Source organism: Dyadobacter chenhuakuii (assembly GCF_023821985.2).
GTDB classification, from domain to species: Bacteria; Bacteroidota; Bacteroidia; order Cytophagales; family Spirosomataceae; genus Dyadobacter; species Dyadobacter chenhuakuii.
Map to the genome: position 1 here is coordinate 5,218,181 of NZ_CP098805.1, position 25,394 is coordinate 5,243,574.

Sequence of the window (25,394 nt, forward strand, 5' to 3'; positions counted from 1 at the left end):
ATTAGAAATGACAAAAGCTCAGGCAGTATTAGTAGCAGTAATGATTGCGCTTGGTGTTTCCTTCGGGTTCCAAAAATTTGATACACTTAACGATTCCACGACTTCCGATTCCATAAAAATTAAGCCAGATTCCCTTGCGAAGCCGCAATGGGCAAGTCTTTACGATTCGCTGGGCTTGAAAAAACAAGGCCTTTCAGAGGCTGCATTTTATTACGCATGGTATGGTTTTCAGAAAATGAATCTGGCTAATCCGATCCTTGCGATTGCCGATTTTAGCCAGTCTTCTCGTAATAAGAGACTTTATGTAATTGATTTGATAAAGAGAAAAGTGTTGCTTAACACATACGTTGCGCACGGCAGAAATTCCGGTGATGAGTTTGCAAAGCGTTTTTCGAATGATAATTCATCATATCAATCCAGCCTGGGTTTTTATAAAACATTAGGGACTTACACGGGTAAGCACGGGCTTTCGCTGAGGCTGGAAGGGGTTGAAAAAGGCATTAACGACCGCGCATTGGAAAGGGCGATCGTTATGCACGGGGCAGATTATGTAAGTGAGTCTTTTATCAAAAACACAGGTCGCCTGGGCCGAAGCCTTGGATGTCCTGCTGTATCTATTCTGGATTCTAAAAAACTAATCAGCATGCTTTGCAATGGCGCAGGACTATTTATATATTCTGCTGACCAGCAATATGTTAAGGCTTCACCTCTATTATCAGGCCTGAAATTGGATAAGCTGGATCACACCTTTGGCAATCCTCTTTTATACACGTCTTCAAAGTAAAGCAAATCCCCTTTTTCATTGCAATCGGCACCCAGATAAAGCAGGAATACTGGAATTCTTGCTTTTAATTTGTGCCACTTCGGCGGGGTCGACACCGTGTCAGGCTCGGTCATGAAATCGTTGTCAAGCAGTTTGGTGCCAGCCATATAGTTGGCCAAATCGGTCGGTTGCTGCACGCGTACACAGCCATGGCTTCTCCATCTCGAATTACTTTTGAACAAATATCTTGCGTTCGTGTCGTGCAGATAAATCGCCAGTGGATTTTTAATCTCCACTTTCAGCAAACCTAGTGAATTGTCTTCACCGGTTTCCTGACGAAAGCGGTAGGGGAATTTTTCAGCTGTAAGTTCTTCCCAATCAATCTCTTCCGGATTTACCGCCTGGCCTTTATTATCAATTATTTGAATTCGATTTCGGGACAAGTATTCCGGATCACTTGCCGCTTTGGGAAACATTTCCTTGATAGCAATGCTTTTTGGCACATTCCAGTATGGGTGTGTCACGATGCTCGTTGCATAAGTGTCCATCGTAGGCGTCGGCGTGTCGCTTTTACCTACCACCGTACGCATACGCAGCACATTCTGTCCGGCTGAATCCATGGCGGCCAGATAGGCACCGCGAATGTTCACCATAACGAACCGCGGAGCGCCTTTGGACTGCCGCTTTATCCAGCGATAAGCATTCAGCGTCTCAGCAACAACGGCCGCGCTATCTTGCTTGTTTTCCTTTAATAGCCTAGCGTAGTGTATTTTAAGATTGTTATAAACAGGATAAACCGGCTCTAATCCTTTCATCACTTTGTCCACCGACTCGCCTTTCACCAGTGCTTCCGCAGCTTCACGAAGGAGTGATGTGTCTGCCTTAACTTTCTTTTCTGTATAGCGCAGGTTTGGTTTATGCCCAAATCCGGCTTCTTCCAGCAAGGCAAAAACAGGCGCTTGCTCACCGGTAGCAGCGAATTTTTCAACATTGATTCCGGCACTTTTGCCGAATTCCAGCAGTTTTTCGTAATGTTTTTTGTCGCTCAATTCCTTTTCCAGCTGCTCCCGGGACATTTCCTTGGGATTCTTTTTGCAAGATTGCAGGATGGCAAGCGTAAATAAAATCAATAGAGGGATATAACGGGTGCGGCCCAAGCCAGAGAGCATTTGCATTGTGTTGTAATTTAGTTAAAGGCTTCTATGCAATTGCCATGCTAAGAATTCACATCTCCATGAACTTTAAAAAGTCCTACGATTTGAAGATTTAAGTTATGTTTTTCTACGCAAAATAGCATTGGCCACTCGGACCCTGGGGAATTTTAGTAACAACAAGCGGTGACTTATCGGGCGTAAAAAAGGTCAGGCATTAGCCTGACCTCAGTGACCGCGACGGGAATCGAACCCATATCTAGAGTTTAGGAAACTCCTATTCTATCCGTTGAACTACGCAGTCTTGCATTGCTACTAGTTGTGACCGCGACGGGAATCGAATTCGAGCGCGAACCCGGCCATATCTAGAGTTTAGTTGGAGTCGCATTCGACAAACTCCTATTCTATCCGTTGAACTACGCAGTCGAATTGGGGTGCAAAACTGGCAAAAAATCATTTGAATTACAAATGATTATTCCTCCGCTTTTACTGCTGTGTATCCCAAATCGAGCCAGTTTGGATAAATTGAGAAGTGTTTTTCCTTCACCATGGAAAATAATGTGTTTCTCAACTCGTCAATATTTTCCTTCTTTTCAGCCGAAATAAACACAACATGATCCGCCTTATCGGCTATATAGCTCTTTTTCAATTGGTCCAGAACACTTTCTGTCTGCTCAATTTCCTGGCCCTCATCATTATCCGCGTTGAATGTCGGGTTATAAAGGTCAATTTTATTGAAAACAAGAATAGTGGGCTTGTTGGCAGCGCCAATATCTTCCAATGTCTTGTTTACCACATCCAAATGTTCCTCGAATGAAGCGTGCGAAATGTCTACCACGTGCAGCAAAATATCCGCTTCCCTAACCTCATCCAAAGTCGATTTAAATGATTCAATGAGCAGCGTAGGCAATTTGCGTATGAAACCAACGGTGTCAGTCAGCAAAAATGGGATGTTCTCCATATTCACCTTTCTCACAGTCGAATCAACGGTTGCAAACAGCTTATTTTCTGCAAAAACATCTGCTTTCGAAAGCCCGCGCATCAATGTTGATTTTCCAACATTGGTATAACCCACAATGGCAACGCGCACCAGCCGGTCTCTTTCCTTCCGGCGCGTAGTGCTCTGACGATCAACCTTTTCCAGTTTTTCTTTCAGGAAAGCGATCCGGTCTTTCACCAGACGTCTATCCGTTTCCAATTCCGTTTCACCAGGCCCGCGCATACCCACACCAACCCCAGACTGGCGGCTTAAGTGAGTCCACAGGCGAGTCAATCGCGGATACATATACTGATACTGGGCCAGCTCAACCTGTAATTTCGACTGTGCAGTTTGAGCCCGCATCGCGAAAATATCCAGGATCAGTAAACTCCTGTCAATCACTTTAATGTCTTTGAAAACAGCTTCCAGATTTCGCACCTGCGACGGCGTAAGGTCATCATCATAAAGGATCATGTCCACGGGGTTCGCAGTCACATAAATCAGAATTTCTTCCAATTTTCCTTTTCCGGTGTAGGTGCGGATATCAGCTCGTTCCAGATTTTGTGTAAATGTCTTAACCGTTTCCACACCCAATGTTGTCGCCAGAAAAGCAAGCTCGTCCAGGTACTCCTTTGTCTTTTCAGCCGGTTGTTTTTGTGTACTAACAGCCACAAGCACAGCGGTTTCCGGCTTTTCGGCTGTTGAGTATAACTTCTTTTTATCAATCATGAAGAGTTGTTTAATGGTATTTCCTTTCCTGCCCGATGCTTCAATTTTTATACCAAAATTTGCAGGAAAGAGTAGAAAGGCAACGGTTTGGCGAAAGCAAAAGTTCACCCCGTCCAGGCCGTGAAATTACACTTACATCTGAATTAATCCATTATTTTGTATGAATAATAGAAAAGCACTTTTGTATATTTGCCCAAATTCTGCGAAATATGTTGGTGATCATCCCCGGTTTACAATAACCACAAGTCTTTTCCTGGTCCGTCTGCGGACATTCTCCCACCGGACCGCCGGCCGCCGGACTGCCGGCCAGACTGTTCTCTGTGACTTTTGCTAGTCACTTTCAATTCTTATTTTATTTCAATCTTATTTCATCCATGAAAAAGTGGTTTCAACTGCTTCGTAAGGCTATTCGTGGCTCCGAAGAAAGTTTTACCGAAGGAAGCATCAACCGTGCTATATTTCTACTATCCGTCCCAATGATCCTTGAAATGGTCATGGAGTCGCTTTTCGCCGTTGTTGACATTTTTTTCGTTTCAAAAGTGAGTACAGAAGCCGTGGCGGTTGTCGGGCTTACTGAATCTGTGATTACGCTGGTTTATTCTGTGGCCATTGGTTTGAGTACGGCTGCAACGGCCACCATTGCACGTCGCGTTGGGGAAGGCAATACAAATGGCGCCAGGCATGCGGTGGGGCAGGTTATTGTGATCTCTTTGGCTATTTCGGCAGTTACTGCGACGGTCGGAACATGGTTTGCGGGCGATATTCTGCGGATCATGGGTGCCGATGCAAAGGTGATCGAGCTCGGGACAGATTTTGCAAGAATTCAGTTTCTGAGCAGCCCTGTCGTCATTTTGCTTTATTCTCTGAGCGGAGCATTGCGTGGCGCCGGTGCCGCAGCAACCGCCATGCGGTCACTGATCGTTGCCAATTGCTTTAACATGATTCTGGGGCCGGTGCTGATATTCGGACTTGGGCCATTTCCTGAACTCGGCGTAACAGGCGCGGCCCTCGCCACGGCATTAGGACGGTCGATAGGCGTTGGTTATCAGTTATTTTCGTTAACAAAAGCACAAAAATCGCTCGGCTTGCTATGGGCCGATCTGCGTCCTGATCCCAAGACCATCGCGACGATTGTAAAAGTGGCAACGGGCGGCACCGTCCAGTTTCTGATCGGTTCCGCAAGCTGGATTTTCCTGACGCGTATCTTGTCCGAATTCGGCAGTGACGTGGTGGCCGGTTACACCATTGCCATTCGCGTCATTATGTTCACATTATTGCCTGCCTGGGGGCTTTCTAACGCTGCTGCGACGCTTGTGGGGCAGAATTTGGGGGCCGGGAAGCCGGATAGGGCGGAGAAATCGGTCTGGAAGTGTGCGTCTTATAACTTTATTTTCCTGCTGGGCCTGGCCGTTTTAATGTTCATTGGCGCGGAGCAACTTATTGGTTTGTTCAGTCCTAATCCACAGGTTATTGCCACAGGCAAAATGGCATTGCGCGTGTTATGCCTGGGTTATGCTGCCTATGCTTATGGAATGGTCGTCATTCAGTCGCTGAATGGGGCAGGGGATACGAAAACACCGACTGTCCTGAACCTGATCTGTTTTTGGGCGATTGAAATTCCGGTTGCGTATGTGCTTGCCGTTATGATGAATTTCGGTCCGATCGGCGTTTTTGCCTCGGTTCCATTTGCGGAATCCATTCTGGCATTGCTGGGGATCTGGCGGTTCAGGCTGGGTAAATGGAAGTTGGTTAAAGTCTGAAATACTGAGCGGGGATGGTGCATTCGATCCCCGCTCAGAAACGAAAACAACTGCCTTTTGGTTAACTTCGTATCGATAAACTGAAATTATCCTTCATGAAAATAGAACAGATATATACCGGATGCCTGGCTCAGGGCGCTTATTTTATTGTTTCAAACGGCGAAGCGGCGGTTATTGACCCTTTGCGCGAAGTGGAGCCTTACATTCAAAAGGCCAATAAAATCGGTGCGAAAATCAAGTATGTATTTGAGACGCATTTTCATGCCGATTTCGTTTCGGGACATCTGGATTTGGCTGAAAAGACGGGAGCGGAAATCGTTTACGGACCGAATGCAAATCCTGCATTTAAGGCACACATCGCCGCTGATAATGAAGAGTTTAAATTAGGTGACATTACTATCAAGGCATTGCATACGCCGGGTCACACGCTGGAATCGACGAGTTATCTGCTGTTCGATGAAAATCAAAAGCCAACTGCGCTTTTTAGTGGCGATACATTGTTTATCGGCGATGTCGGACGTCCGGATCTTGTACAAAAAGGTGACCTGAATATGGACGACCTTGCAGGAATGCTGTTTGAAAGTCTGCGAACGAAGATCATGACATTGCCTGATGATATCATCGTTTATCCCGCACATGGAGCAGGTTCCGCTTGTGGAAAGAATATGAGCAAGGAAACTTCCGACACGTTAGGCAACCAAAAGCGGTTCAATTATGCATTAAGGGCGGACATGACCAAAGAGGAGTTCGTCGCAGAAGTGACCGCAGGTTTGCCCGAACCTCCGAAGTATTTCCCTGAGAATGTAAAAATGAACCGGGACGGCTACGAAAGCATTGACGACGTGCTCGAACGCGGCGATCAGGCATTATCTGCGGAAGCGTTTGAAGCTAAGGCTAATAACACGGGTGCGCTCATTCTGGATACGCGGAAGCCGGAGGATTTCTCCAAAGGATTTATTCCAAATTCTATCAACATTGGTATTCAGGGCGGTTTTGCTCCGTGGGTAGGCGCATTAATTCCGGATTTGAAGCAAATTCTATTGATCGTAACGGAGCCGGGAATGGAAGAGGAAGTGGTAACACGCCTGGCAAGAGTTGGTTATGATCATACCATCGGTTTTTTAAATGGTGGTTTTGAGACCTGGGTCCAGGCTGGAAAAGAGGTTGATTCTGTTGAAAATGTTTCTGCTGATGCTTTCCAAAAGGTTTATCATGATGAAAGTCCCGAAGTGATCGATGTGCGAAAGCCAGCTGAATTCGAAGCCGGGCACATAGACGGGGCCAAAAATCTGCCGTTAGACTACATTAACGACCTCATGGCCGAATTTCCCAAAAACAACACGCTTTACATACATTGCGCAGGAGGTTACCGCTCCATGATAGCCGCCTCCATCCTAAAATCACGCGGCATCGATCACGTCATCAACATCGAAGGAGGCTTCGGCGCAGTAGAAAAGACAAACGTGCCGGTTTTGCAAGGGGTTTAAATTTTTGATGCTGGTTATTTGTATATTATGGTCAAAAATGATGCACTATGGAAACAATGATCGTTGAGTTGACGCACAAGCGGGCTTTGCAGTTGCTGAGGGATCTGGAAGCAATGGAAATCATTAAGTTGCACGATAATACCGACGTCCCAAAGCCTAAATTATCTGAAAAATACAAGGGCATTCTTTCCAAAGAAGAAAGCCAGGACCTTACCCGCCATATCAGTCAAATGCGTAATGAATGGAGCAATATTTAATTGATACGAACGCAGTCTCACACTATTTATCAGCGATGCTGACGCAACCGGGCATCGATTTCATGGATGACGTCATCAATGCGACTCCCAACTTGTCGGTAATAAGTCAAATCGAACTCCTTTCTTGGAAAACATTGAAAAGCAGTCAGATTAGTGATTTTATAAATGACAGTTTAATTTTCAACATTACTCCCGAAGTTGTAGCAATCTGCGTAAGTATTCGCAAAAGCAGGAAAATCAAAACTCCTGATGCAATTATTGCAGCGACTGCAATTGCCAATAACCTAACACTCGTTACCGATAACGAGAAGGACTTTGAGCATATAACAAAGTTGAAAGTAATTAATCCGAAAAAGCTTTAATCGCTCAGCTTTGTCCTAAGCGAATTCCCCTCAAAGCTTCCTGGCAACCAGATAGAGCTGTTCGTCGCCTAATGTGAATGGATCGGCTTCCAGGTTTCCGAATGTTCCTACGACTTGTAAACCGGCGGTTTCGAACATGTAGATGATTTCTGACAGGGTGAAAATGTGTTGACGGACTGTGTGCGTTATTTTTTCGGAACCGGAGATAAATGTTTGCTCGGCGGCGATGTAACCTTCTTCGGGCCGGTAATCGTTTTCGGCCAGATAGATAATGTCTTCTTTCACGGGCATCCAGTTACGCGTCTGGAAGTTGGGCAGAATGCTTTCTGCGAGATTTTCGGTGTGAATGGCAATGTGGCCGCCGGATATGACAGCATTTGCCATTTTCGAAATAAATTGCTGCATTTCAGCCCTTGGGAAGAAACTGAAACTATTTCCAATGCAATAAGCTGCATCAAATGCATTTGCCTCAATATCACATTGCAGCACATCGTCACAAATAACCGTCAAAGGCAGTTTTTGCTTTTTGGCCACGGCCTTCAATTCATCGCAATATTCACTGGAAATGTCAACGCACGTCATTGCGCAACCTTCCTCAGCCAAGGGAACAGCATGACGTCCGTAACCCGCTAGCATGTCCAGAACCTTGCTTCCTTTCGTTATTTCAAGCACATCCCGCAAAAAATCGACTTCATAATCGGTGTATTCTTCATCCTGATGCAGTTTCCAGGCGCGTTGCGGAAGTCCTTTGAAATAATTGTGATACCAAGCCACGGGAGCGTTCTTTAATTTTGAAGCGCAAAACTACGAAAAGCTGCCAGGATGACTGACAGCTTTCTAAAATATAGATAGCGCGGAACATTACATACGCATGAGGCCTGGCGTTATACGCAGGTAAACTTGTCCGGACAGCGGCGTGTTGCCGTAAACGGATTTCAGCGAATTTTCAATGGAGTAAATTCCCATTTGTGCTCCTGCTTGTAAAATGGTATTTTGGAAGGAAGCAATCTGGCGGTTAATTCCAAGTGAAAACAGGGAAACTGGAAATTTCTCTTTTCCAATGTCATCATATCTGGTGATCCCCAGTTCACTAATGTTCTTCTCAACCCGTTCATAACGACTATAAACAGCCCATTTGTCCAGTTGCAGATTCGATTCCAGCAAAATAGCATGCTCCTTATGATGACCGCCAGCTTCATTCAACCCCCAAACCGCGGAAGTAGAAATCCATCTGTTTTTTCCACTCAAATTAGTCGAATGCTGCACCGAAGCCGTTGTCCGGTCCACGTTTTCACCGCCGTGCAATGGTTCAGGATTTTTGATAAAACCCCTGCTCACCTGCATGGCCCAGTTTGCGGAAGGATTAAACATTAACCGGTAACTGTACGAATCAAAACGTGGCTTATCGAAGTCAAACCGGTTCTCATTCGGCTCACGACCGGTGAAGGACGAGCCTTCCAGCTTGAATTTCCAGAGCCGGATTCCTGCCGTTACAACTCCAAATGTAATGTGCGTTGCATCCTGCCAGTGGTGCCCCAAAACGGCATCAGGATTATTGAAAGCCGACATTCTGTGCATAAATGCGGTTGGCCCCAATGCTGGTTCGCCCGGATAGCCCGCGTAAAGCGTCAGGTCAATGTTTTCATTCAGCCTTTGCGTGTAAGCAACGGAAAGTTCGGAAATAAGGTCGTGCGGATGTTGCTTGTCGATCAGCGGCTCGCCTTTCCAGGTCTCACCGGATTGAAACAAAAGCGGATAACCAGCAGCTCCGTCAAACAACCTGTCCAGTGACACCATCGCGCGGATATTTAGCAGGCCATTCTTGCCAACCTGCCGTTGCGCCATGCCCATGAACCAGTTTGGCACGCTAACCTTCGATTTTGACCCTTTCAAGCCATCATTATTGAAATTCTGAGCCGTGTAGCGGAGAAAGACACTTCCATGCAACATGTAATTCCACTTATCCGAGTGCTTCATATAAGCGTACATCGGGGTTGCATCGGGTTGCCAGCCTGTTCCCGAGCCATTCCGCGTCATAGGAAGACTGAGTGAAAAACTGTGCGTCATATGCCCGGAGTTATGCTGCATATCGCCATGATCCATTTTGCTGTGATCCATCTTACTGTGATCCACAGTGTCGTGCTTCATGGTTTTGCGATCCATGCCCTTCATATCATGCCCGGCATGCTGCGCCGAATCTTTTTTGGGCTCCTGATGATGCTCGTGCTGCGCGAGCACAGGGAAGGCGGTGCCCATTATGCCGGCTATTGCCAGCATTTTCAATTTGTTATTGCTCATGACGAAGTGGTTTTGATTAGTGTGCAGCAGCCGTTTTTCGGCAGCAGCTTGGCAGTTTATCGTGTGCTTTTTGGTTTGCAACCTGCGTATCGGCGTCATAACCCGTGTTGATAATGGTCGCTTTAATGGCTTCCGGGGTGGTTTTATTCGGGTTGTATTTCACCGTAACCACTTTGTCTTTCAGGTCCAGATTGGACTCTTTTACTCCTTTGGAAAGCCCCAGATTGCGCTCGATGCGTTCTTTACACATTTCACAAATCGCAGAAGTCTTGATCTTGATCTGCTTATCGCCGTCGGCCTGAGCCAATGTTATATTGGCAAAAAGTGCTATTAATAAGGATAGAATGGTAGTTTTCATGATTTTGAATGTTTTAGTGATCAATGATTGTGTTCAGTAGAATCTGTTTCTGCCATCGCTACTTCTTGTAAATCCATTTTGCAAACCGGACATTTTCCAGCTTCCGCGTAGGTTTTTTCTCCCTCGCATTGCATAGGGCATGCGTATTTTTTCTCAGCTGTGGCCATTGACTCAGTTTCCGCTTTCCCGGTCTGTTCGTTGTTTGCTCCGCAAGCGGCAAAAAGGAATAATAGCGAGGCAAAAAGGATATTTTTCATGATCATTGAAGGTTTATTTAATGTTTGTTCTAATGTCCTACTTTGTCCAGCGTGATTCTCCCCAAAGTGCTTTTCTTGAACGCTCCGGGCGTCATCCCGGTCACCTTTTTGAACTGATTACTTAAATGCGCCGGGCTGCTATATGACAGTCGCCACGCCATTTCGCTCAATGTCAGCTCATTATAAGAAAGCCATTCTTTCACTTTTTCCGTTTTCTGGGCGATAATGTATTGTTCAATGGTCTGCCCGGTTTCGGAGGAAAAAAGGTTGCTCAGATAAGAATATTCATAACCGATTTTTTCAGACAAATAATCCGAAAAGTTCTGCTGCTCAGGTTTATGGCCTTTTAAATACTGCACTTCCTCAATGATCAGGGTCTTAATGTGCTCCACAATGGCCAGCCTGCGGTCGTCGAGTAATTCAAATCCGCTCGCTTCTAATGTGGATTTTACCTTAGTAAGCAGTTGATTATCAATGTCCGTGGCGGTTTCAACTTCGCCCAGCTCAACGGATTGCAATGCAATGCCCAGATTTTCCAGATCTTCCCGGACTACCCGTTTGCAACGATCACAAACCATGTTTTTTATATGCAGTTTCATAACGCGCTCAATTATCTCACTATTTTATAACGTATTCCCGCATAAATCATTCGTCCTACCACAGGCCCCCAGGCCATTCCCGCGTCAAAATTCTGTCCGAAGGGATCATTAGCGCCCATAATCGGGTTTTTCTGACGGAAATTGGCCAGGTTTTCTCCGCCAAGGTAAATGTCCCATTTGGGAAATGTACGCGTAACCTGTGCATTGAAGTTGTAAAATGACGGCGACATTGTCGATGTCAGGTTGTCGGGAACGTGGTGCTCGTCAACGTGGCCCATGTACGGGATCCGCCGTTTTCCATTCCATTGCATAGTTGCATCAAACTTCCATTTGTCATAAGGCAGCGCATATCCGGCATTGAAAAGCACCCGATCGCGGCTTACCATCATTCTCGGCAGCAACACATTTTCGTCGTATACATTCCGAATGGTTTGTTTTACATCAAAAAGCCGGTAAGCAAGCTTGAATTCAAGGCGTTTAATGGGTGTCAAGTTCGCCTCTGCCTGGAAACTATTGGCGTAAGCATCGCCTTCCAGATTATAAAACCGGATGTAACGCGGATCTTCCATATCGGCTACAAGCTGGTTTTCAAAGTTTGTCCTATAAAAATCCATGATAAAATTCCCGCTCATATTACCCATCTTGAACTCCTGCGTAACACTTGCTCCGTAATTCCAGGAAACTTCGGGACGAATGCTTTCGCGGAACTGTACAGTGCGCGAACTCACCAGGTTGCCGTAATATTCTGCCAGCGGATTGGCAACCCTGAACCCTTTTCCTGCCGAGGCCCGAAGCGTGGTTTGGTCCGTCAGGTTGTATTTCAAATGCATGCGCGGCGTCCATTGCGTGCCGTAAAGGTTATGGAAATCAACTCGGCCGCCCGCAACGAGTACAAACTTATCCAGGTTATTGTAAGTATACTCGAAAAACGCCCCTGGAACCGACTCGTTTCTGGCTAGCCGGATGTCCTTGTAAAGTTCGTTGTAGTTATCCAGCAGATAACTCAGACCGGTTTTATAAGAATGATTGGTGTTGCCAATGATCGATTGATAGATCAGATTTCCGTACAGCGTTTTTTGTGTTCCGTCATAATTATTCATTCCAAAAAATGACTTTGAATCATGCAGAGAGGCATTCATGATGAAACCCAATCCTTTGTAAGGCTTATCGGGAAACAACCGTGCGATTTTGGAAAAGAACTCGTAACGGTTCACTTTGGCGCCAAAACCGTAAACATTACCGGAGCCTTTCATCTCTTTTTCAAAACCATTCTCACCACCCAAACGATCTTCAAGCAAAGCTTTTACACCGAACTGCGCCATCACTCTTTCGCTCTGATATTTCCAGCGGTTTACCACATTATATTGTGTATAAAGCGGCATATCAAGGAATCCATCCTTATTATTATCCACCCGGTTGCGCAATGTGCTGGCGTGCGTCAGCAGTCCCGTGCTCCACTTTTCGTTTAGTTGTGTTGCCAGGTTCAGGTTCACTTCCGCGCGACCGAAGTTATTGATATAAGTGTTTAAATAAAGCTTTTCGCGGCTGTCCGGTTTCTGCATTTCAACATTGATCTGGCCCGTCATGGATTCATAACCATTCACAACAGAACCCGCGCCTTTACCCACATCAATTGACTGAATCCAGGTTCCCGGCACAAAATTGAGCCCGAAAGTGGAAGCCAGCCCACGGATAGAAGGAATGTTTTCAATGTTGGTCTGAATGTAAGTTCCGTTCAATCCCAGCATCTGGATTTGCTTGGAGCCGGTAACAGCGTCGGCATAAGAAACAGAAACCGAAGCATTGGTTTCAAAACTTTCGGACAAATTACAGCAGGCCGCTTTGGCCAGTGCACGGGTGGTAATAATCTCGGTCTGGTGCGGCGAAAGCCTGTCGATCGTTGACGTGTTGCCACGAACCACAACCTCATTCAAGGTCTGGTCGTTTTGCAAAACCACCTGCAAATCGTTTTCTGCGCCTATTTTAACTGTATCATTCCGGAATCCAACGAAACTGATCACCAGTAAGTTGGACTGCGCCGATCGCGGAATATTGAAATGGCCAATGGTGTCCGTAGCCGTGGCCTGGGTTGTTCCGGACCAGTAAACATTCGCTCCGGTAATAGGTTTGAGCGCTTTGCTACCGGGCACCTGCTCATTGACTGAGCCGGTTATACGTTGCGCGAATAGCGCGGAAGAAAGAAGAAAGAAGAATCCTCCCGTCAGATATTTAAGCATGGTTCATTTAATTCATTGAAACAAAAGAAAAGCGGTGCGGTCCTTCGCGAGGCGAATTTTGGCACGTAAACTATTGAAATCAATGTATCAAATCAGCAGGGACTGGATTGCATAGCGCATACTTTTCCCATGCAACCGGGAGGAGAAGGATATATCAGGAATGGGTGGCGCATTGTCGCCTGTTTCCTGTTCAATGATGGATAAAAAGCCGGTTTGTACTAGAAATAACGGCTCTCCGTTCCAGGATTTCAGCAATTTCGCCAGCTCGTGAGTTGTGGAAGTGGTGACTTGCAGCTTTTCGAACTTCTGGCTTTCCTTACAGCAATCGGTTTTTTTGAAAAATATTCCTTTTGCTTCTTTTAATTTTTTGCTTTTGGCGCAGCAGGAAGAGCCGGCCATACTCACGGAAGAATCCGTGTTGAGCTCCTTCACAACCTGCACCGACTTGCCCCGGACCAAGCACTGATGCTCGATAAAGGCAAATCCCGTACTGCTCATCAGGACCAGGAAGGCCATGAAAACAGTGATCGATCGGTGTAAGTTGCTTTTCATATAACTCAAAGATATTAATTATCAGGCTATTTCTTCTGCATTATAACCCGCCTTTTTCATGAGTTCGGCGATTTCCTGGGGAGATTTGCTGGTTTCAACCTTCAAAATCCGCTCGGGACTTTGTAAATCCACATTCCAGTTTTCAACCGCGTTATCCTCATTCAAAAAAGGCGTAACCGTCGCCACGCAAGCCCCGCATTTTATATTAGTCTTAAATTTCAGCGTCTCCATCATCAATCAATTCAGTGTTTTTCAAATTTTGTCCTGCAAATATCGCCCCAACCCGCTCCGAAGTTGTTACAGAATTACAAAAATGAATTACAGAGTTTTTGGTTTTGCAAAAATGGCCTGCCGTTTAAGCCATAATTTGATTTTTTTGAAAAAATCCACTTTTCTGGGCTTGGGTTGCCCGTCATGAGTCAATTGATTGGCAAAGTTGAATAAAAGCCGTTTTGCATAAACCTTCTCCGCTACGTTGCCTTGCATCAGCTCACAGGCGAAACTTTCGATGTGCGCATTCAATATGCCATTGATAGAAACGGTATAGTAGCGACTTCTCTCCGCCTGAGGCTTGTTTCTATTTATTTCAGCGGAGCCGTTAAAGCGTGATCTGATGCGACATCAGGTAATCTGACACTGTCTTGTCCACCCTCGCCACATTCAGGTTTTGAATATAATGTCCGGTCGCTTCGGTATGGTAAATTTTTGCGCTGTGAAGTTTAACCTGTTTCCATTCCTTACTCGGTGCAAGCTCAAATAACTCATGGAAAAACGCTTTGTCAACCTTTTTATCCAGCCACATATCTTCCTGAAAATAAAGAATATAATCCTCTTCTATCTCAGTCGTCAGCAAGTAGGCCAATCTGTCTGACCAAGCTCCTTCCCCGGACTTAATGTTCTGAAATCCGTCAATATTGGCAGTTAAAATCTCAGTCGCGAAATAGTAATTACATTCAATAGCAAAGTCCCAATATTTGGAAAAGAAATATTCAAAACCTTTATACAGAAACTGATATCTGTCACAAGCGTGGACTAATACGGCAACTTTTTTGGCGCAACGAAGCATAAGTCGGGATTAAATGACCGATGCGTTTTGCGGAAGTTGGGTTAATGAAGAAAGTGAAATAGCATCCGGATCGGCCAATCCAATGTTCCTTAGGCCGGGATGAATGATTAAATGGCAATCGCAAACAATCCCGGAGGGATGAGACGTAGGTAGCAACGAAATGCGCCGGATGATTTCTAAATCCCGGAGGGATGAAATGTTGGTAGCCACGAAATGCGCCGGATAATTTTTAATCCCGGAGGGATGAAATATTGGTAGCAACGAAATGCGCCGGATGATTTTTAAATCCCGGAGGGATGAAATATTGGTAGCCACGAAATTCCCGGATAATGTTTTAAATCCCGGAGGGATGAAACATCATGCATCTTGTTGCATCCCTCCGGGATTTTACATTGTTTTCGATTGCCTCTTGCTACCGATATTTCATCCCTCCGGGATTTTACATTGTTTGCGATTGCCTCTTGCTACCGATATTTCATCCCTCCGGGATTTTACATTGTTTGCGATCGCCTTTTGTTACCGATATTTCATCCCTCCGGGATTTTACATTGTTTGCGATTGGCTCTTGCTACCGATATTTTATCCCTCCGGGATTTTACATTGTTTGCGATTGTTTTTTGTTACCAATATTTCATCCCTCCGGGATTTATGTTGTTTGCGATTGCCTCTTGTTACCGATATTTCATCCCTCCGGGATTTTACATTGTTTGCGATTGCCTCTTGCTACCGATATTTCATCCCTCCGGGATTTATTTCTTTGATCTTTTTTATGCCAGCCTTGTACCATTCGGGACATCGAAGTCGGGGCTGGATAGGATTACTTCGCCGTCGGGGAGGATGAAGCCGGTGGTCAGGACTTCGGATTTGAAGTCTGCTATTTGTTTGACGGGAAAGTTTGTGACGCACAAAACCTGCTTGCCGAGAAGCTGCTCTTTGGTGTAACGTTTGGTGATCTGGGCCGAACTGTTTTTGATCCCGATCTCCGGACCAAGGTCGATTTTGAGTTTGAATGCTGGTTTCCGTGCTTTTGGGAAATCATCAACCTGAATAATGGTTCCTGCCCTGAGGTCTACATTTTCAAAATCCTGCCAGGTGATCGTGTCCATATGCTGCGTTTTTGTGAAGCAATCTGTTTTTATATTATTCAAAATAACATTAAAAATGCCTTTTGCGCTGCTTTCCCTTTCAAGTTGCCTTTACAAAATCAAAAAATTATGAAAAAGCTATTCACAGTCTTTGCCTTGTTGCTGGCCGGTTTGGTAAGCATTTCATTCCAGGATAAAACGGTGGCATTCTATATCGGAACTGCGGACAAAGGTGCGAATTCTTCTGTTTCCCTTTGCGAGTTGAACATGTCTACGGGACAGGTTACCGTGATCGATACATTCAATAATTGCGTCGGTCCCGGCTATGTGGCGATTTCACCTAATAAGAAAAATCTGTATGCCGTGGGGGGCGATAAAATTGTGGCTTTTGCAATCGGAGGAGATAAAAAACTGACTTACCTGAACAGCGAATCATCGGCTGGTGCTGGTCCTTGCCACGTTTCTGTGCATCCTTCCGGTAAGGCCGCATATGTATCCAATTATGGAGGTGGAAGCTTTTCCGCTTATGATTTGCAGCCTGATGGCAAGGTTTCGGCGGCAGTTCTTAAAGAACAATATTCAGGAACAGGCCCGAACGAAAAGCGCCAGGATAAAGCACACGCGCATTTTGCAACCGCGTCGCCGGATGGGAAATATGTGTATGTAACGGACCTGGGATCAGACAAAATCATGAATTACGTGGCGGATAGCAAAGGAGCGTTAAAACCTAATGCGGCGCAGCCATTTTTCTCAGGCAAGCCAGGCGCAGGACCGCGGCATTTGATCATTCATCCTTCGGGAAAATCACTTTTCCTGCTGAATGAGCTGGAAGCAACGCTCACTTCGTGCACCATTGATAAAAATGGGGTGATTAAAGCGCTAAACACCTATCCGACGATCCCGGCAGATTATGCAGGGCCTACCAACACCAGCTCGGCGATTCATTTGCATCCCAACGGCAAGTTTGTCTATGTGTCCAATCGTGGGCACAACTCCATCAGCGCATTTAAAATCGGTGCTAACGGTGCGTTGGAAATGGTGGATCAGCAGACGAAGTCAATCGCTATTCCGCGCGATTTTAACATTGATCCTAGCGGAAAGTTTATGATCGTTGCTAATCAATCTACTGATAATCTGGTAATTTACGATGTCGATGCTGCTACCGGGAAATTCAGCTTCCGGCAGGAGAGCATTGGCGTGAAGGCGCCAATTTGCGTGGCTTTCTTATAACTTTCTTGCCAGTTTGTTCTGGTAATAATTCAGAAAGTCTTCCAGTTGTTCCACTGGCATTTTGCGGGCGATGATCTTTTTATTTTTATCCAGAATATAGATCATCGGCGTTGTTACCACGTCGAATTTCTTGATGAAATCGATCTGGTTCAATGCGTCAAAGCCGTTCGGGACTTCTTCCAGGTGGAATGTCTTGATGAATGTTTTCCATTCTTCCATGTTATGGTCGGTGGAAACGGTCATGATCTTGATCCCCTTGGCCTTATTCTTGTCATAAAAAGCTTTCAGTTTCGGGGTGGCTTCCTTGCAGTGCCCGCAGGTCGGCGAGTAGAAGAAAATGACGCTGTAATTGGCGTCCAGGTCCTGAACGCTGATCTTTTTGCCTGCCGGATCAGTCAGTGTCAGCGCTGGGAAGGTTTTATCGACCAGCAGATCTTTCAATGTATTTACCTTTTCGGCAATGCGTTTTTTGACGTCCTCCGAAGTGCCCATTTCGCCGGACAGATAGTATTTCTGCGCCATATGCACCCAAACGGCCTCCGTACCAACCGTTTTGGGATTTTCGTATTGGTTGGTAATGTATAAAACAACCTGCGACTTCACATCCTTATTTGCCGATGCCTTTTTCGCCAGCATATCCGCATCCTTAATCAGTGAATCCGGTCTCTGAACGACCAGATTCTTGATATAGCGGTCGAGTTTTGGTTCGAGAAAAGGTGTGTTGATGATCCTGGCGTCGGAGAAGTCGAAGTTGTCCCAGTAATGTGCTTTGTAATAATTAAAAACCCAGATCGAATCCGGTTTGCCGCTCGCCAGTTTCGGCGCAGCAGGAATCTCCGGGTCGGCAGACATTTTAAGCAATTTTACTGTAAATGCGTCTGCGTTGTCAGCCAGCATTATTAAACGAGATGCATTAAAGCTGTCTTGTAAAGCCTTGATCTTGGTTCCCGCATCCGCGCTGCCGCTTTTCTTCAATGCTTCAATTTCCAGCGCGCCAGCTTTTAATTTCTTTTGATAAGTATAAAAAAGCTCGTTTTCTGCTGAGCCTGTCACCTTCATATTGCCAATGGCGTCAACTGTATCAGTTTCGATTGAGAAATTGCGCTCCTTTCCGGAATACACCAGTTCCACCCAGCTGCGGTTACCGGGGAAAAGGATAACGTATAAGCCTCCCGGAAGATCTGTTTTTCCTTCAAAAACTACTTTTCCCGTCGCATCAGCCTTCGCTGTGTCTTTTGGGACGAAAGTGGTGTTGTTCCGGCTGTAATGCCCGATTACCAGTGACGAATCCGCAAGTCCTTTAATGGTTGCCTGAATGCGATAGCCTTGTGAAAAAGCCGTTTGGGAAGCTGCAAAAAGCACCAGGATAAGAAGTAAAGTGCGGTTGTATTTTTTCATCAAGGTAAAAGTTGTTAGCTTATGAATGTTATATTTGGCTGGATCAAATTCTGCGCAGGCCACAAAATTAACTTCAAAACGATAACTTCTATCAGCATCTTATCCAAATGTTTTATTTTCTGTCCAAAGCAATAGATTTTGTGGCAATGCCGCTAAGCATTGTGTTCTTTTTGCTGCTTTACAGCTTGTTTACCAGCCGACGCAAGGCAAGAAAAACAGCCGCTATATCTGCTTTTGTGGTGCTGTATCTCATCTCAAATACTTTTCTGGTTAACGCCGCGCTGAACTGGTGGGAACCCAGGCAGGTTAACTTGCGCGATATCCATGAAGTCTATGATGTAGGGGTTTTACTTTCGGGCGGTTTGATGGATTCCAATCACCCGGATGAGGACCATCCCGTTCTGGGGAAGCGGGGCGACCGGGTTTTGCAGACCTTTCTGCTTTATAAGACAGGTAAAATCAAAAAAATCCTGATCACCGGAACAAGCTCGGATCAGCGGATATTTTTAGGAAAAGGGGAAACCAGGCTTGCTGCCAGATTAATGGTGAAATGGGGCGTGCCGGTCGAAGACATTATATTTGAAGAAAAGGCCCGAAATACGCGAGAGAATGCGAAGTTTTCAGCTTCAATTTTAAAACAAAAATTTCCTTCCGGTAAATATGTGCTGATCACCTCAGCATTCCATATGCGCCGGTCGGCCGGATGTTTTAATAAAGTAGGCATTCAGGCTGCCACTTTTCCGGCCGACTTCTATGGTGTGTATTATCAACTAAGGTTGCAGGATTTCCTGATCCCTGATCCCGGCGCGATCGCCGCTTTCAGCATGCTTTGGCATGAATGGATAGGGAATGTTGTTTACAAATTGGTGGGTTACACCTGATCTGCCATCTCAGTTACACACTCAATATTTTTACCATTCTCAACAAATCTTCATTAATAGGCTTGGGAAGGCGGATTGTGTCTTCAAAAGGCGTGTAAACCAGGTCATTGTTGATAATCCCTGCCATTACATTCTTTTGTCCGCCAATCAAACCTTCCAGAGCGCCAAGGCCCAGACGGCTCGCCAAAATACGGTCATAAGCAGATGGAGGACCTCCGCGTTGCGTGTGACCCAATGTGGTTACGCGGATATCCGCATTCTCATCCACCTGGCCTTTGATCTTTTCTGCCACTTCCTGTGCGCTTCCTTCGTCGTCACCTTCCGCTACAATAATGATTGAAGAAGATTTAGAACGGCTCCAACCTTGTTTTAAAGTTTCGACCACTTCGGAGATCGGCGTAAGGACTTCCGGCACCATTACCAGTTCCGCACCGCCTGCAATTCCGGACTGCACGGCAATGTAACCTGAGTCGCGGCCCATTACTTCAATAAAAAATATCCGGTCGTGCGAGCTCGCTGTGTCGCGTATCCTGTCGATCGCGTCTAATGCCGTATTTACAGCCGTATCGAATCCAATCGTATAGTCGGTTCCGTACAAGTCGTTGTCGATCGTTCCCGGCGCGCCCACGGTTGGAATGCCGTATTCGTTGCCAAAGATCATCGCACCCGTGAATGTTCCGTTTCCGCCGATCGCAACCAGTCCTTCGATGCCAGCTGCCTGAAGGTTATCATATGCAGTTTTCCGTCCTTCCGGCGTCATGAACTCCTTGCTTCTCGCCGATTTGAGGATCGTTCCTCCTCTTTGTACTATATTGCTAACCGAGTGGGACTCCATTTTATAGAGATCACCGGCAATCATTCCGCTATATCCTCGTCTTATTCCATAAACTTCGATCCCATGGTAGCAAGCTCCGCGCACCACCGCCCTAATGCAGGCGTTCATACCCGGGGCATCTCCTCCTGAGGTAAATACTCCAATTCTTTTCATTTAATTTCGGGTTACTTCTTTCGTTCTCTGTTCAGCTCCTTTAAAATCTTAAAGGCACAATTTCCGCAAATTTATCCGGTATTTTCTTAAAATATACGACCTGATTCCGAATTCTGTTAAAAAAATGCCGGATGAAGATTCGAATTTTACACCTCAAACATATATCATTACTTATATATTTGCGGCTGTTAATAGAAATTTAATATGCATTAACGAATGAAAAATTTGATTTCATGGCAGCGTGCCTGGCCGCATCTTGTAGCGGTTGTTGGATTTATGATTCTTTCCATCGCGTACGTTTCTCCTGTTTTACAGGGCAAAAAACTCACTGCGCAGGATGATGTCCAGGCCAAGGGAGCTGCACGGGAAGTTTTGGATTATAAAAAACAAACCGGCGTATGGTCTGGCTGGACCAACGGGATGTTCTCAGGAATGCCTGCTTACCTCGTTGCCGCCGATTATCCCACGAGCGTTTCCACCAAGCTCGGGCAGGCTATTAACCGGCTTCTGCCCGCGCCAGCCAATTATTTCCTTATTGGCATGGTGAGTGCATATATTCTTTTTCTGGTGCTGGGGGCCGGGAGCTGGCTGGCCGCAATCGGTGGCGTTGCTTTCGCTTTTTCAGCATTCAATGTTATTAATCTCGAAGCGGGGCACGTTTCTCAGGTGATCGCGATCATGTACGCGCCGGGTGTTCTGGCAGGTGTGATCCTGGCTTTCAGGAAAAACTGGCTGGCGGGAGCCGCATTAACAGGCCTTTTTCTATCCCTGGAGCTTTACGCTAACCACGTTCAGATCACCTATTATCTTGGGATCGGGATCATTATATTGGTTATTATAGAGAGTGTTTCCTATATCAAAAAGGGGTTAGTTAAAGATCTTACATTGGTTTTGGCTGGTCTTGCTTTCGCCGCTGTTGTGGCTGTGGGTACGCATACGACACGCCTTTGGAATGCATTTGATTATACAAAAGAAACCATCCGCGGAAAATCCGAGCTTACGCCGCGGGCAACGCCGGGCGGTGCGGCAACGGCCGAGGCAAACGGGAACGGCCTGGACAAACAATATGCTTTTACATATAGTTATGGCTTCGGCGAATTGCTGACGCTGGTTATTCCCAACGCTTATGGCGGCACATCCTACGGCCCGCTTACCAACAGTTCCGAATCCTATAAGACATTAGTTGCAAGAGGAGTAGATCCTGCGTCTGCATTGAGTGTGATCCAGCAAATGCCGCTTTACTGGGGCGATCAGCCGATTATGGGCGGGCCGAACTATGTTGGCATTATCGTCTTCTTTCTTTTTGTTTTAGGTTTATTTATTGTAAAAAATCCGATCAAATACTGGGCTGGGGGCGTTATCCTGCTCTACATTATATGGGCTTTGGGTAAAACTTTTGCAGGGGTCAATTACCTGTTTTTTGACTATTTTCCTATGTTCAACAAGTTCAGGGCGATGACCATGGTCGTGTCGCTTGCGCAGCTTTTAATGGTGCTGGTAGGCGTGCTTGCGTTGATCGAGATCGTTCAAAAACGTGTAGAATGGAAAGAATTTCAGAAATCTTTCCTCATGACATTGGGCATAACTGGGGGTGTTACGCTTATTCTGGCGCTTATGCCGGGCGTATTTTTCGATTTCCAGGCAGCAAGCGATCCGCAATATGTTGAACAATATCTAATGCCGCAGATGCAGGATAAGGCATTTGCCCAGCAATTCATGAATTCCATTGTTCAGGATCGTGCCAGTTTGATGAAAAACGATGCGATCCGAAGCCTGATATTCCTTTTGCTGGCCGCCGGGCTGGTTTGGTTTGCCATGAAGGATAAGGTAAAACCCGTCCTGTTCTACGGAACGCTGCTGATACTTGTGATTTTCGACCTTTTTGGTATTGACAAAAGATATCTGAATGATGAAGACTTTCTGAGCAGTTATGCGGCTCAGAGCGTAACCACGCCATCTCCGGCTGACGAGCAAATTTTGCGCGATCCGGATCCGAATTACCGTGTTTACGATCTTTCATCGCGGCAAGGACCAACCAACAGCGCTGACGCTTCGTATTTTCACAAATCACTGGGTGGTTATCACGGCGCAAAACTGCGTCGCTATCAGGAATTGTTTGAGCGGCAACTCGCTACGCAAAAGCCTAATGCCAACATTATTAATATGTTGAACACCAAGTACATCCTTTTCCCGGATCAGCAAGGCAATAAAGTGGCCCAAACTAACCCCGATGCTCTTGGCAATGCGTGGTTTGTGAAAAGTTATAAGGTTGTGCCTAATGCAGATGCAGAAATGGCCGCATTGGATTCATTAAAACCAAAAGAAGAAGCAGTTCTTGACCAAAAATTCGCTGCCAAGCTCGCGGGCCTTACTTTACAACCCGACTCGACGGATAAGATCGTCCTGACCAGCTACAAGCCCAATGAACTGACCTACGAAAGCAACTCAAAAGCAGAAGGTTTAGCTGTATTTTCAGAGATATATTACAATGTCCGTGACGAATGGAAGGTTACTATCGATGACAAACCGGCCGATATGTTGCGTGCAAATTACATTCTGCGGGCGTTAAGGGTCCCTGCCGGAAAGCATACGATCAAATTCAGTTTCGAGCCCGTTTCTGTTGCTATTGGAAGTAAAATTGACCTGATTAGCTCGATATTATTGGTCGCATTGATCGCCGGGGCCATTTTTGTACAAACCAAAAAAGAGAAAAACGCATAGCCATGACAGACCGCAAATATCCCATAGGGCCATTTGTCCTGAAAGAAAATTATACAACAGAAGACGTCGCGCAGTTTCTGCAGATCATAGCCACCAGCGCATCTGAATATAGAAAGTTGGTAGAAGGCCTTGGAGACGATGATCTGGCCAAAACCTACCGGGAAGGAAGCTGGAACATTCGCCAGCTCATCCACCATGTGGGTGACATTGCTATTCTGCATTATTTTCGGATGAAAAAGGCCGTTACCGAGCCTGATTACGACGCGCCTACGTTGATAAATATGGACGCCTGGGCAGCAACTTCCGATTCGCTTCAAATGCCCATTGCGGATTCGCTCAACATCCTGGACGGTACGAACCAGCGCTATGTCTTTTTTGCCGCCGCCTTGGATGAGGAAGCTTTATCAAAGGCTTATTTCCATAGTATCCGGCAAATATGGATTAATCAAAAAGCGGCGCTTGCTATGTCGGTTTGGCATTTACAGCATCATTTGGCGCATATTAAGCTGGCTCTGGGACAAGAATTGTAAGCGCAAAAAGAGTTTTCGTTGTAAGTTTTGATTGAATAGAAATAAAAATTCAGCATCTTTAAACCCTCAACGGGGATGAATTTTAAAGACCTCTGAACACACTATTTGATGGATTACTTCAATGAACTTTCCAGGTTTCTGGAACAGTCGCAGACTGACAGTCTTAAAACTGCGCATTTCGCCGATCAATTCGAGGGGCTGAAAGTAAAGCTAAGCTTTGGAAAAGGCAATCCGGCAAGGGTTACCTGGATCGCTTTTCTGGCAGAAGGGCAAACGATCACCAACGGCATTTATCCATTTTATCTTTACTACAAAAAGCAAAATATCCTTATTCTCGCTTACGGATTAAGCGAAACCATTCCGCCCGCGATAAGCTGGAAATCGGCGGATCAGGTGAAAATTAGCACCTATTTCAAGAAAAAAGATCTGGGCAAACCCGCCCGTTACGGCGCTTCGCTGGTGTTTAAAGTATACGACCCTGCGAAACTGGATAGGACAGAAGTTGAAGGCGATCTGGCGGAGATCATCCTTATTTATAGGCAGGCCGTTGGCCAAAAGCCTGTTCCAACAAAAAGGAAAATCAATACGAAAGTTGCATTCGATTATAAAGCATTCCAAAAAAGCATTACCAGCTGCAACCTGCACATTAACCCCAACTTTACATTACGCTTTATTACGTCTTTGCTGGCCAAACCGTTCGTGATACTGACGGGACTGTCTGGTTCCGGGAAGACAAAACTGGCGCTGGCATTCTCCAAATGGCTTTGCGAAAGCGAAAATCAGATTTGTCTGGTGGCGGTCGGTGCAGACTGGACCAATCGTGAGCCGTTGCTGGGTTACCCCAATGCGCTGGAACAGGGTAAATATGTGAAGCCCGACAGCGGTGTGCTGGACCTCCTATTGATGGCCGGTAAAAATCCCAGGAAACCTTATTTCCTCATTCTCGATGAAATGAACCTGAGTCACGTCGAGCGCTATTTTGCTGATTTTCTGAGTGCTATGGAATCAGGCGAGCACATTCGGCTGCATTCGGGGCAGTCGGACATGCTTGATGGCGTTCCGGCGAAGATTAAGCTGCCGAAAAACCTGTTCATTATTGGCACTGTGAACATTGATGAAACCACTTACATGTTCAGTCCCAAGGTTTTGGACCGTGCCAATGTGATTGAGTTTCGGGTGATCAAAGAGGAAATGGAACATTTTCTGAGTCTGGATTGCACATTAAGCCTGGATACCCTGGCAGGCTCCGGCGCGGTTATGGCGGGTGATTTTATGGAGATCGCGCTGATGAATGTGACCGAATCCAAGCATAAGCCTTTCATTGTCAATGTATTGATGTCATTCTTCGAGTCGCTTCAGCATGCAGGTGCGGAATTCGGATATCGCAGTGCGGCGGAGATTTTACGGTTTGCAGCCATTGCCAGTAAGATATCCCCGCAATGGCCTGTCAACGAAATCATTGACGCTGCCATCATTCAAAAATTATTGCCCAAAGTGCACGGTTCCCGGAGAAAATTGGAACCTGTATTGCGTGCAATAGGAACATTATGTGCGAAAGACGGGGGCAAAATGGATGACTATTTCAATGCTAAAATTCCATTCTCCGATCTGGAAGAAGTGTATTATCCCGTAACCTTGGAAAAGCTCGGGAGAATGTACAGAAGCCTGGTCGACAACGGGTTCACCAGCTTTGCTGAGGCTTAATG

Annotated in this window: 24 protein-coding genes and 2 tRNA genes; 10 read left to right on the forward strand and 16 right to left on the reverse strand. The window is 45.9% G+C overall.

Going from position 1 to position 25,394, the window contains the following annotated elements; genetic code table 11:
- Window positions 1-7 precede the first annotated feature (7 nt).
- Window positions 8-784, forward strand: coding sequence for a murein L,D-transpeptidase catalytic domain family protein (locus NFI80_RS21790; RefSeq protein WP_233797476.1), 777 nt, complete (start codon window positions 8-10; stop codon window positions 782-784).
- On the opposite strand, the gene NFI80_RS21795 is transcribed toward NFI80_RS21790, so the two are convergent.
- The 4 genes from NFI80_RS21795 to hflX all read right to left on the reverse strand — a co-directional run bounded on the left by NFI80_RS21795 (window position 742) and on the right by hflX (window position 3,622).
- Window positions 742-1,938: a L,D-transpeptidase family protein gene (locus tag NFI80_RS21795; protein ID WP_235160501.1), complete on the reverse strand. Its 1,197-nt coding sequence runs from the start codon at window positions 1,936-1,938 to the stop codon at window positions 742-744. The two genes, NFI80_RS21790 and NFI80_RS21795, sit on opposite strands and share 43 nt — an antisense overlap.
- A gap of 208 nt (window positions 1,939-2,146) precedes the next feature.
- Window positions 2,147-2,218: transfer RNA gene (locus NFI80_RS21800), tRNA-Arg, on the reverse strand.
- Window positions 2,219-2,236: 18 nt separating this feature from the next.
- A tRNA-OTHER gene (locus tag NFI80_RS21805) sits at window positions 2,237-2,340 on the reverse strand.
- A 46-nt stretch (window positions 2,341-2,386) separates the two neighbouring features.
- On the reverse strand, window positions 2,387-3,622 hold the full coding sequence (hflX, locus tag NFI80_RS21810) for a GTPase HflX (protein WP_235166324.1): 1,236 nt from the start codon (window positions 3,620-3,622) through the stop codon (window positions 2,387-2,389).
- A gap of 374 nt (window positions 3,623-3,996) precedes the next feature.
- Between hflX and NFI80_RS21815 the strand changes: the two genes are divergently transcribed.
- The 4 genes from NFI80_RS21815 to NFI80_RS21830 all read left to right on the forward strand — a co-directional run bounded on the left by NFI80_RS21815 (window position 3,997) and on the right by NFI80_RS21830 (window position 7,488).
- Window positions 3,997-5,382 (forward strand): MATE family efflux transporter, encoded by a 1,386-nt coding sequence (locus NFI80_RS21815; protein WP_235166325.1) that lies wholly within the window; start codon window positions 3,997-3,999, stop codon window positions 5,380-5,382.
- Window positions 5,383-5,477: 95 nt separating this feature from the next.
- Window positions 5,478-6,869: an MBL fold metallo-hydrolase gene (locus NFI80_RS21820; RefSeq protein ID WP_235166326.1), complete on the forward strand. Its 1,392-nt coding sequence runs from the start codon at window positions 5,478-5,480 to the stop codon at window positions 6,867-6,869.
- Window positions 6,870-6,916: 47 nt separating this feature from the next.
- The gene (locus tag NFI80_RS21825; protein ID WP_235160498.1) at window positions 6,917-7,126 is read left to right on the forward strand and encodes a hypothetical protein; all 210 of its coding nucleotides are present in this window, start codon (window positions 6,917-6,919) and stop codon (window positions 7,124-7,126) included.
- Window positions 7,111-7,488: a type II toxin-antitoxin system VapC family toxin gene (locus NFI80_RS21830; protein WP_235160497.1), complete on the forward strand. Its 378-nt coding sequence runs from the start codon at window positions 7,111-7,113 to the stop codon at window positions 7,486-7,488. The genes NFI80_RS21825 and NFI80_RS21830 overlap by 16 nt, the downstream gene beginning before the upstream one ends.
- 30 nt (window positions 7,489-7,518) lie before the next feature.
- Here NFI80_RS21830 and NFI80_RS21835 read toward each other — a convergent pair whose 3' ends face one another.
- From NFI80_RS21835 to NFI80_RS21880, 10 genes are all read right to left on the reverse strand, one after another.
- Window positions 7,519-8,262 (reverse strand): class I SAM-dependent methyltransferase, encoded by a 744-nt coding sequence (locus NFI80_RS21835; protein ID WP_235166327.1) that lies wholly within the window; start codon window positions 8,260-8,262, stop codon window positions 7,519-7,521.
- A gap of 87 nt (window positions 8,263-8,349) precedes the next feature.
- Window positions 8,350-9,786 (reverse strand): hypothetical protein, encoded by a 1,437-nt coding sequence (locus tag NFI80_RS21840; protein ID WP_235166328.1) that lies wholly within the window; start codon window positions 9,784-9,786, stop codon window positions 8,350-8,352.
- A gap of 16 nt (window positions 9,787-9,802) precedes the next feature.
- Window positions 9,803-10,144, reverse strand: a complete 342-nt coding sequence (locus NFI80_RS21845) for a heavy-metal-associated domain-containing protein (RefSeq protein ID WP_233797469.1) — start codon at window positions 10,142-10,144, stop codon at window positions 9,803-9,805.
- A gap of 20 nt (window positions 10,145-10,164) precedes the next feature.
- Entirely contained in the window at window positions 10,165-10,401 is a 237-nt protein-coding gene (locus NFI80_RS21850) for a heavy metal-binding domain-containing protein (protein ID WP_235166329.1), read from the reverse strand.
- A 29-nt stretch (window positions 10,402-10,430) separates the two neighbouring features.
- Window positions 10,431-11,000 (reverse strand): helix-turn-helix transcriptional regulator, encoded by a 570-nt coding sequence (locus tag NFI80_RS21855; protein ID WP_235166330.1) that lies wholly within the window; start codon window positions 10,998-11,000, stop codon window positions 10,431-10,433.
- Window positions 11,001-11,011: 11 nt separating this feature from the next.
- Window positions 11,012-13,237 carry a TonB-dependent receptor gene (locus NFI80_RS21860; RefSeq protein ID WP_235166331.1) on the reverse strand — a complete coding sequence of 742 codons (2,226 nt, stop codon included), beginning with the start codon at window positions 13,235-13,237 and terminating at the stop codon, window positions 11,012-11,014.
- An 87-nt stretch (window positions 13,238-13,324) separates the two neighbouring features.
- Complete coding sequence (locus NFI80_RS21865; protein WP_235166332.1) at window positions 13,325-13,789, reverse strand: HYC_CC_PP family protein; 465 nt, start codon at window positions 13,787-13,789, stop codon at window positions 13,325-13,327.
- A 21-nt stretch (window positions 13,790-13,810) separates the two neighbouring features.
- Window positions 13,811-14,023: a heavy-metal-associated domain-containing protein gene (locus tag NFI80_RS21870; protein ID WP_374759235.1), complete on the reverse strand. Its 213-nt coding sequence runs from the start codon at window positions 14,021-14,023 to the stop codon at window positions 13,811-13,813.
- 364 nt (window positions 14,024-14,387) lie between these two features.
- Window positions 14,388-14,855, reverse strand: a complete 468-nt coding sequence (locus tag NFI80_RS21875; RefSeq protein WP_235166333.1) for a hypothetical protein — start codon at window positions 14,853-14,855, stop codon at window positions 14,388-14,390.
- Window positions 14,856-15,622: 767 nt separating this feature from the next.
- On the reverse strand, window positions 15,623-15,961 hold the full coding sequence (locus tag NFI80_RS21880; protein ID WP_235160490.1) for a tRNA-binding protein: 339 nt from the start codon (window positions 15,959-15,961) through the stop codon (window positions 15,623-15,625).
- A 108-nt stretch (window positions 15,962-16,069) separates the two neighbouring features.
- Here NFI80_RS21880 and NFI80_RS21885 point away from each other — a divergent pair, with 108 nt between their 5' ends.
- On the forward strand, window positions 16,070-17,170 hold the full coding sequence (locus NFI80_RS21885; RefSeq protein WP_235166334.1) for a lactonase family protein: 1,101 nt from the start codon (window positions 16,070-16,072) through the stop codon (window positions 17,168-17,170).
- Here NFI80_RS21885 and NFI80_RS21890 read toward each other — a convergent pair.
- Window positions 17,165-18,568 carry a TlpA family protein disulfide reductase gene (locus tag NFI80_RS21890; protein ID WP_235166335.1) on the reverse strand — a complete coding sequence of 468 codons (1,404 nt, stop codon included), beginning with the start codon at window positions 18,566-18,568 and terminating at the stop codon, window positions 17,165-17,167. The two genes, NFI80_RS21885 and NFI80_RS21890, sit on opposite strands and share 6 nt — an antisense overlap.
- 107 nt (window positions 18,569-18,675) lie before the next feature.
- Between NFI80_RS21890 and NFI80_RS21895 the strand changes: the two genes are divergently transcribed.
- Entirely contained in the window at window positions 18,676-19,449 is a 774-nt protein-coding gene (locus NFI80_RS21895) for a YdcF family protein (protein WP_235166336.1), read from the forward strand.
- A 13-nt stretch (window positions 19,450-19,462) separates the two neighbouring features.
- Here NFI80_RS21895 and pfkA read toward each other — a convergent pair whose 3' ends face one another.
- Window positions 19,463-20,437, reverse strand: coding sequence for a 6-phosphofructokinase (gene pfkA, locus NFI80_RS21900; RefSeq protein WP_026628635.1), 975 nt, complete (start codon window positions 20,435-20,437; stop codon window positions 19,463-19,465).
- Window positions 20,438-20,653: 216 nt separating this feature from the next.
- Here pfkA and NFI80_RS21905 point away from each other — a divergent pair, with 216 nt between their 5' ends.
- From NFI80_RS21905 to NFI80_RS21915, 3 genes are all read left to right on the forward strand, one after another.
- The gene (locus NFI80_RS21905) at window positions 20,654-23,158 is read left to right on the forward strand and encodes a YfhO family protein (RefSeq protein ID WP_235166337.1); all 2,505 of its coding nucleotides are present in this window, start codon (window positions 20,654-20,656) and stop codon (window positions 23,156-23,158) included.
- Window positions 23,159-23,160: 2 nt separating this feature from the next.
- Window positions 23,161-23,688 (forward strand): DinB family protein, encoded by a 528-nt coding sequence (locus NFI80_RS21910; protein WP_235166338.1) that lies wholly within the window; start codon window positions 23,161-23,163, stop codon window positions 23,686-23,688.
- Between the two features lie 108 nt (window positions 23,689-23,796).
- Window positions 23,797-25,392, forward strand: a complete 1,596-nt coding sequence (locus NFI80_RS21915) for an MrcB family domain-containing protein (protein ID WP_235166339.1) — start codon at window positions 23,797-23,799, stop codon at window positions 25,390-25,392.
- Window positions 25,393-25,394: the final 2 nt, after the last annotated feature.